Origin of the sequence: Microbacterium sp. K36, from assembly GCF_004794355.1 — a bacterium.
Lineage (GTDB): Bacteria > Actinomycetota > Actinomycetes > Actinomycetales > Microbacteriaceae > Microbacterium > Microbacterium paraoxydans_D.
This window is the reverse complement of sequence record NZ_SSDN01000099.1, coordinates 177,260-183,861: the sequence shown is the minus strand read 5'-3', so window position 1 is coordinate 183,861 and position 6,602 is coordinate 177,260. Positions and strand designations below refer to the sequence as shown.

General features: G+C 69.9%; 6 protein-coding genes. 3 read left to right on the top strand and 3 right to left on the bottom strand.

Annotated features, from left to right (window positions below; all coding sequences use genetic code 11):
- On the top strand, positions 1-506 hold a 506-nt coding region (locus tag DW296_RS15195), incomplete at its 5' end, for a TetR/AcrR family transcriptional regulator (protein ID WP_136052866.1).
- Between the two features lie 149 nt (positions 507-655).
- Positions 656-2,218, top strand: coding sequence for a signal recognition particle protein (ffh, locus tag DW296_RS15190; protein WP_136052865.1), 1,563 nt, complete (start codon positions 656-658; stop codon positions 2,216-2,218).
- A 12-nt stretch (positions 2,219-2,230) separates the two neighbouring features.
- Here the strand turns inward: ffh and DW296_RS15185 are convergent, their stop codons facing one another.
- Positions 2,231-3,139 (bottom strand): EamA family transporter, encoded by a 909-nt coding sequence (locus DW296_RS15185; RefSeq protein ID WP_136052864.1) that lies wholly within the window; start codon positions 3,137-3,139, stop codon positions 2,231-2,233.
- Positions 3,140-3,217: 78 nt separating this feature from the next.
- On the opposite strand from DW296_RS15185, the gene DW296_RS15180 reads away from it, so the two are divergent.
- Positions 3,218-4,093, top strand: coding sequence for a LysR family transcriptional regulator (locus tag DW296_RS15180; protein ID WP_136052863.1), 876 nt, complete (start codon positions 3,218-3,220; stop codon positions 4,091-4,093).
- A gap of 160 nt (positions 4,094-4,253) precedes the next feature.
- Here DW296_RS15180 and glpK read toward each other — a convergent pair whose 3' ends face one another.
- Both glpK and DW296_RS15170 read right to left on the bottom strand, forming a co-directional pair.
- Positions 4,254-5,768 (bottom strand): glycerol kinase GlpK, encoded by a 1,515-nt coding sequence (gene glpK / locus DW296_RS15175; RefSeq protein WP_136052862.1) that lies wholly within the window; start codon positions 5,766-5,768, stop codon positions 4,254-4,256.
- Between the two features lie 36 nt (positions 5,769-5,804).
- Positions 5,805-6,560: an MIP/aquaporin family protein gene (locus tag DW296_RS15170; RefSeq protein WP_071328522.1), complete on the bottom strand. Its 756-nt coding sequence runs from the start codon at positions 6,558-6,560 to the stop codon at positions 5,805-5,807.
- Positions 6,561-6,602: the final 42 nt, after the last annotated feature.

Genomic DNA, 6,602 nt, shown 5'->3' with positions numbered 1-6,602 from the left:
GAAGGTCATGCGGGTTGAGGGATCCTGTTCCGGGAGTGGGGCGGGCGGGGGTCAGCCGTTCCAGCTTCTTCAACTACTTCACGTCCAAGAGCGACGTGCTGTGGTCCGGGATCGACGAGCGCATCGGCGTCGCGATCGCGGCTCTCGACGATCTCGGTCGGGATGCCACGGGGGAGCGGGTGCGACTGATCCTCCACGGCATCGTCCAGGACTTCGCGCCGGATCCCCTGGCTCTGGCCCTTCGGAATGCGGCAGCGATGGCGCTCGAGGATGAGCTGGTGCGCGAGACGGGGCTACGGCTCGCCCGTCTGTCCTCCGCTGTCTCGCGCGCCGCCTGCGCCGCGGGGATCGACGTCATGCGCGCCGACGTGCTCGGGGCCGCGCAGGCCGCCGCCGTCCTCTCCGCCCTGCGCGTCTGGGCGGAGGAGGGCGCGGGCCGCGGCACTCCGGAGTCCGTGCTCCGCGAGGCGCTCGCCCGCGTGCACGATCTCCCCTGGGGCGACTGACCCGCCTTCCCGAGACCCCGGTTCCGCGCCGAGGCCCCGGCGTGCGCACGCATGCGGGGCGGGGTCTCGACAACACGGCGGGGCTTCGGCGAGTCGCCTCCGTGCCGCGCTGAGCGTGGAGGCTCCGCTCGCGTAGAATCGTAGGCACCATGGCTACCTTTGGCACGCTCTCCGATCGGCTCACCGACACCTTCCGCAACCTGCGCACGAAGGGAAAGCTCACCGCCGCCGACGTCGACGGCACGGTGCGCGAGATCCGTCGCGCCCTGCTCGACGCCGACGTCGCGCTCGCGGTCGTCAAGGACTTCACCGCCAAGGTGCGCGAGCGCGCTCTCGGCGACGAGGTCAACAAGGCGCTGAACCCCGCGCAGCAGGTGGTGCAGATCGTCAACGAGGAGCTCGTGCAGATCCTCGGCGGTGAGCAGCGGCGCCTGCAGTTCGCCAAGACCGCCCCGACCGTGATCATGCTCGCGGGCCTCCAGGGTTCGGGTAAGACGACGTTCGCCGGCAAGCTCGCCAAGCAGCTCGAGAGCGAAGGGCACACGCCTCTGCTCGTCGCCGCCGACCTCCAGCGCCCGAACGCGGTGAACCAGCTCCAGGTCGTCGCCGAGCAGGCCGGTGCCACTGTGTACGCGCCCGAGCCCGGCAACGGCGTCGGCGATCCGGTCAAGGTCTCGCGAGACGGCGTCGAGCACGCCCGCCGTCAGCAGCATGACGTGGTCATCATCGACACCGCGGGCCGGCTCGGCGTCGACGCCGAGCTCATGAAGCAGGCCGCCGACATCCGCAAGGCCGTCGATCCGGACGAGGTGCTCTTCGTCATCGACGCGATGATCGGTCAGGACGCGGTCAACACGGCGAAGGCGTTCCAGGAGGGCGTCGACTTCACCGGCGTCGTCCTCTCGAAGCTCGACGGCGACGCCCGAGGCGGAGCGGCGCTGTCGGTCGCCTCGGTCACTGGTCGGCCGATCATCTTCGCCTCCACGGGCGAGCGGCTGGAAGATCTCGAGCCCTTCCACCCCGATCGCATGGCCAGCCGCATCCTCGACCTCGGTGACATCCTCACCCTCATCGAGCAGGCGCAGCAGGCGTTCGACGAGGATGAAGCGCGCAAGGTCGCCGAGAAGCTCGCGAACGAGGCCTTCACCCTCGAGGACTTCCTCGAGCAGCTTCAGCAGATGAAGAAGATGGGCTCGATGAAGAAGATGCTCGGGATGCTCCCGGGCATGGGCCAGATGAAGCAGCAGCTCGAGGACTTCGACGAGCGTGAGATCGACCGCACCGAGGCCATCATCCGTTCCATGACGCCGGTCGAGCGTCGCAACCCCAAGATCCTCAACGGTTCCCGTCGTCTGCGCATCGCGCGTGGCTCCGGCATGACCGTCACCGACGTCAATCAGCTCGTGCAGCGCTTCGAGCAGGCCGCGAAGATGATGAAGACCGTCGCTCGAGGTGGCACACCGAACATCCCGGGCATGGGGCCGGTCCCCGGCATGGGCAAGCCCGGCGCCTCGTCCAAGCGCGGCAAGAAGGGCAAGGGCGGCGGCGGCAACCGGTCTCGCTCCGGCAACCCGGCGAAGCGCGCGGCGGAGAACGCCGGCCTCGCGGCTTCCACGGCACCCACCGGCTCGGGCTTCGGCCTCGGCGGGGGAGCGGAGGCGCCGTCGGAGGCCGACCTCGCCGAGATCCAGAAGCTGTTCGGCAAGGGCTGAGCGCCCGGGACCTCAGCGCACGGCGACGGGCGCGGCCGAGGGATCGACCGTGGTCGCGGGCGTGCCTCGCGTCCGCGCCGCGAACTGCCCGCCGACGAGGGCGGCGAGCGTGATCAGGATGCCCACCACCTGGACCACGGTGAAGCTCTCGCCGGCGATGAGCACTCCGAGCACCGTCGCGACGATCGGTGAGAGCAGTGCGAGCAGGCCGGGCACGATCGCGGGCAGGCGCTGGATGCCGCGGAACCAGAGCGTGTAGGCGATGATCCCTCCCGCTGTCGCGAGCCAGAGATAGCCGAGGAGCGCCTCCGCGGCGAGGGCAGGAGGCGGGCCCTCGACCGCGAAGGTGAGGGGGAGGAGGAGCAGTCCGCCCGCACTGAGCTGCCAACCCGCGTACGCCACGGGGCCGACGCCGGAGGGGCGTCCCCAGCGCTTGGTGAGGATCATCCCGAGGCCGGTGGCGGTCACGCCGCCCAGAGCTGCGATGAGGCCCCAGAGGTCCAGCGCGGCGGCGGGGCCGAGGACGACGAGGGCGACCCCTGCCGCTCCGGCGACGGCGGCCGCCGCGGACACCGGTCGGACACGGTCTCCGAGCACGAGCGCCCCGAGCCCCAGGACGATCAGCGGCTGCGCACCCGCGACGGCGGCTGCCACCCCGCCGGGAAGGCGTTCGGCTGCGAGGAACAGCAGCGGGAAGAACGCGCCGATGTTGAGGGCGCCGAGCACGAGGACCTTGCCCCACCAGGCTCCGTGCGGCAGGCGGCGGGCGAGCAGCACCGCGAGGAGGCCTGCGGGCAGTGAGCGGAGGAGGCCGGCGAGGAGCGGGTGCCCGGCGGGGAGCAGCTCCGTCGTGACCAGGTAGGTCGTACCCCACGCCGCGGGGGCGAGAGCCGTGACGAGGGTGAGAGTGAGGCGGTTCATGCTCCCAGCCTGCGCGCCGCATGCAGATGAGTCCAACGCATTGTTGTCACGCTATCCATGACGAGCGATCATGGAACCATGGAGCTTCAGCAGCTGCGATATGTCGTCGCCGTGGCGGACACCGGGTCGTTCACCCGCGCGGCGGAGCGCTGTCACGTCACGCAGTCGGCGCTCAGTCATCAGGTCGCCGCTCTGGAACGTGAGTTGGGCGTACGGCTGTTCGCGCGCACCAGTCGCAGCGTCCGGGCGACCGAGTCCGGAGAGGCGTTCCTCCGCTCTGCCCGTCTGGCGGTCCGCGCCGCAGATCAGGCGCGGGAGGATGCGGCGGCGGCGAGCGGGGAGGTGGTGGGAACACTGCGACTGGGCATCATCCCCACGGTGACCGCTGTCGACGTCCCTGCGCTCCTCGTGGCCTATCGCACCGCGCATCCGGTCGCCCGCGTGGAGCTCCGTGAGGGGAACAGCGACAGCCTCATGGCGTCGATCCGTCAGGGCGATCTCGACGTCGCATTCCTCGGACTTCGGGAGGGAGCGGATCCAGAGGGGGTGGCCTCCCGCCCATTGTCCCGCGAGCCGCTCGTGGCGGTGCTGCCTCGCGGACATGTCCTCGCTGCGAGGCCGAGGGTGCGGCTGCGCGATCTCACGGACTCCGCGTTCGCCGACTTCCCCGCCGGAACATCGGGACGCGCGCAGAGCGACGCGGCCTTCCTGGCCGCGCGGGTCGGGCGGGACGTGGCCTTCGAATCCGACACGGCCGCGAGCCTGATCGGCCTGGTCGCTGCGGGCCTCGCCGTCACGCTGCTCGCGCCCGGCGTGGTGCGGGGGTATCGGGACGTCGTCGACACGGTGGCGGTCCAGGACGGCCCGGTCCGTGTCGAGCACCTGGCCTGGGACGCCGCGGTACCGCGCAGCGCCGCGCGCGCCTTCCTCGACATCGTCGCGGCATCCTCCTGAGACCCTGTTCCGGCTGCACGACCCCGGAACAGATGCACGACAGAACCCCCGGAACGGGCGGGCAACCGTATCCGGATCGTGCAGGTGCACGGGCGCAGGGCGACCCGGAGACGACGAAGCGGGCCCGGGAAGAACCCGGACCCGCCTCGTCGTGTGGTGATCAGCGCACGTCGTCGTCGACCCAGTCCATCGACTTCGTGACGGCCTTGCGCCACAGGCGCAGCTGGCGGTCGCGCTCGGCCGCGTCGAGCGAGGGCTCCCAGCGACGGTCCTCCTGCCAGTTCGCGGACAGGTCGTCGAGGCCGCTCCAGAAGCCGACCGCGAGACCCGCGGCGTAGGCCGCACCGAGCGCGGTGGTCTCCGCCACGACCGGCCGCACGACCGGGACGCCGAGGATGTCGGCCTGGAACTGCATGAGCGCGTCGTTGGCGACCATGCCGCCGTCGACCTTGAGCTCGCTGAGGTCCACTCCGGCGTCCGCGTTGACCGCGTCGAGCACGTCGCGGGTCTGGAAGGCCACGGCCTCCAGGGCAGCGCGCGCGATGTGGTTCTTGTTCGCGTAGCGGGTGAGACCGACGATCGCGCCGCGGGCGTCCGGACGCCAGTACGGGGCGAAGAGACCCGAGAACGCGGGGACGATGTACACGCCGCCGTTGTCCTCGACCTTCTCGGCCAGCTCTTCGACCTCGGGGGCGGAGGAGATGATGCCGAGCTGGTCGCGCAGCCACTGGATGAGCGAGCCGGTGACGGCGATCGATCCCTCCAGCGCGTAGTGCGTGGGCTGGTCGCCGAGCTTGTAGCCGACGGTGGTGAGCAGCCCGTTCTTCGAGCGGACGATCTCCTCGCCCGTGTTGAAGATGAGGAAGCAGCCCGTGCCGTAGGTGTTCTTGCTCTCGCCCTTCTGGAAGGCGGCCTGACCGAACGTCGCCGCCTGCTGGTCGCCGAGGATGCCGGCGATCGGCGTCTCGCGGAGCAGCGACGAGCTCTCGGCCGCACCGTAGACCTCGGAGGAGGAGCGGATCTCCGGCATCATCGAGCGCGGCACGCCGAACGCCTCGAGGATGTCGTCGCGCCACTCCAGCGTCTCGAGGTCCATGAACATCGTGCGCGAGGCGTTGGTGACGTCGGTCGCGTGCACACCCCCGTCGATGCCGCCCGTGAGGTTCCACAGGACCCAGGAGTCGGTCGTGCCGAAGAGCAAGTCTCCGGCCTCGGCCTTCTCACGGGCACCTTCGACGTTCTCCAAGATCCAGGTGATCTTGGTGCCGGAGAAGTAGGTCGCCAGCGGAAGGCCGACGATCGACTTGAACCGGTCGACGCCCTCGTCGCCCGCGAGGCGGTTGACGATCTCCTGCGTACGGGTGTCCTGCCAGACGATGGCGTTGTAGACCGGCTTGCCCGTGGTCTTGTCCCACACGACGGCGGTCTCGCGCTGGTTCGTGATGCCCACGGCGGCGATGTCGTGGCGGGTGAGATCGGCGCGACCGAGGGCAAGGCCGATCACCTCCTGGACATTGCGCCAGATCTCGGCGGCATCGTGCTCGACCCAGCCGGCCTTGGGAAGGATCTGCTCGTGCTCCTTCTGACCGGTGGCGACGATGCTGCCCTTCTTGTCGAAGATGATCGCGCGGCTCGACGTGGTGCCCTGGTCGATCGCGATGATGTAGTCAGCCATGTGTTCTCCTTTGAATTCCCGAGCGGTTGAGGGGGATCAGCCGGCGAGGCTGAGCAGGCCGGGGGCGGCGAGGGCGGCGATCACACCACCGATGAGCGGACCGACGACGGGCACCCACGAGTAGGACCAGTCGCTGGAACCCTTGCCCTGGATCGGGAGGATCGCGTGGGCGATGCGGGGACCGAGGTCACGGGCCGGGTTGATCGCGTAGCCGGTGGGGCCACCGAGCGACGCACCGATCGCGACCACGAGGAGGGCGACCGGAAGGGCGGTGAGCGGGCCGAGACCGCCGGGCGTGCCGACCTCGATGTCGCCGTAGTCCGCGAACGCGAAGATGACGAACACGAGGACGAACGTGCCGATGATCTCGGTGACGAGGTTCCAGCCGTACGAGCGGATGGCGGGGCCGGTGGAGAAGACGCCGAGCTTGTTGGCGGCCTCCGGCTCCTGGTCGAAGTGCTGCTTGTAGGCGAGCCAGACGACGATCGCGCCGATGATCGCGCCGAGGAGCTCCGCGGCGGTCGCGGTGAGGAACATCGCGAAGGTGATCTTGCCGGCGACGAGAAGGCCGATGCCGACCGCCGGGTTCAGGATGGCGCCGGAGTAGGCCGAGACGAGAACACCCGCGAACACCGCGAGGCCCCATCCCCAGTTGACCATCAGGAAGCCGCCGCCGAAGCCCTTGTTCTTCGCGAGGGCGACGTTCGCCACGACACCGCAGCCGAGCAGGACCAGCATCGCTGTGCCGACGAGCTCGGAGAGGAAGTAGAGACCGAGATTGACGTCAGTCATGTCTTCGTTGACCTTTCTTGCGGGTCGGGGCCCCTCTGCCCC

Bases quoted from the DNA above. Each gene is read 5' to 3' on its own strand.
- ffh (WP_136052865.1), top strand. From the start codon at position 656: ATGGCTACCTTTGGCACGCTCTCCGATCGGCTCACCGACACCTTCCGC.
- DW296_RS15185 (WP_136052864.1), bottom strand. From the start codon at position 3,139: ATGAACCGCCTCACTCTCACCCTCGTCACGGCTCTCGCCCCCGCGGCG.
- glpK (WP_136052862.1), bottom strand. From the start codon at position 5,768: ATGGCTGACTACATCATCGCGATCGACCAGGGCACCACGTCGAGCCGC.
- DW296_RS15170 (WP_071328522.1), bottom strand. From the start codon at position 6,560: ATGACTGACGTCAATCTCGGTCTCTACTTCCTCTCCGAGCTCGTCGGC.
- DW296_RS15180 (WP_136052863.1), top strand. From the start codon at position 3,218: ATGGAGCTTCAGCAGCTGCGATATGTCGTCGCCGTGGCGGACACCGGG.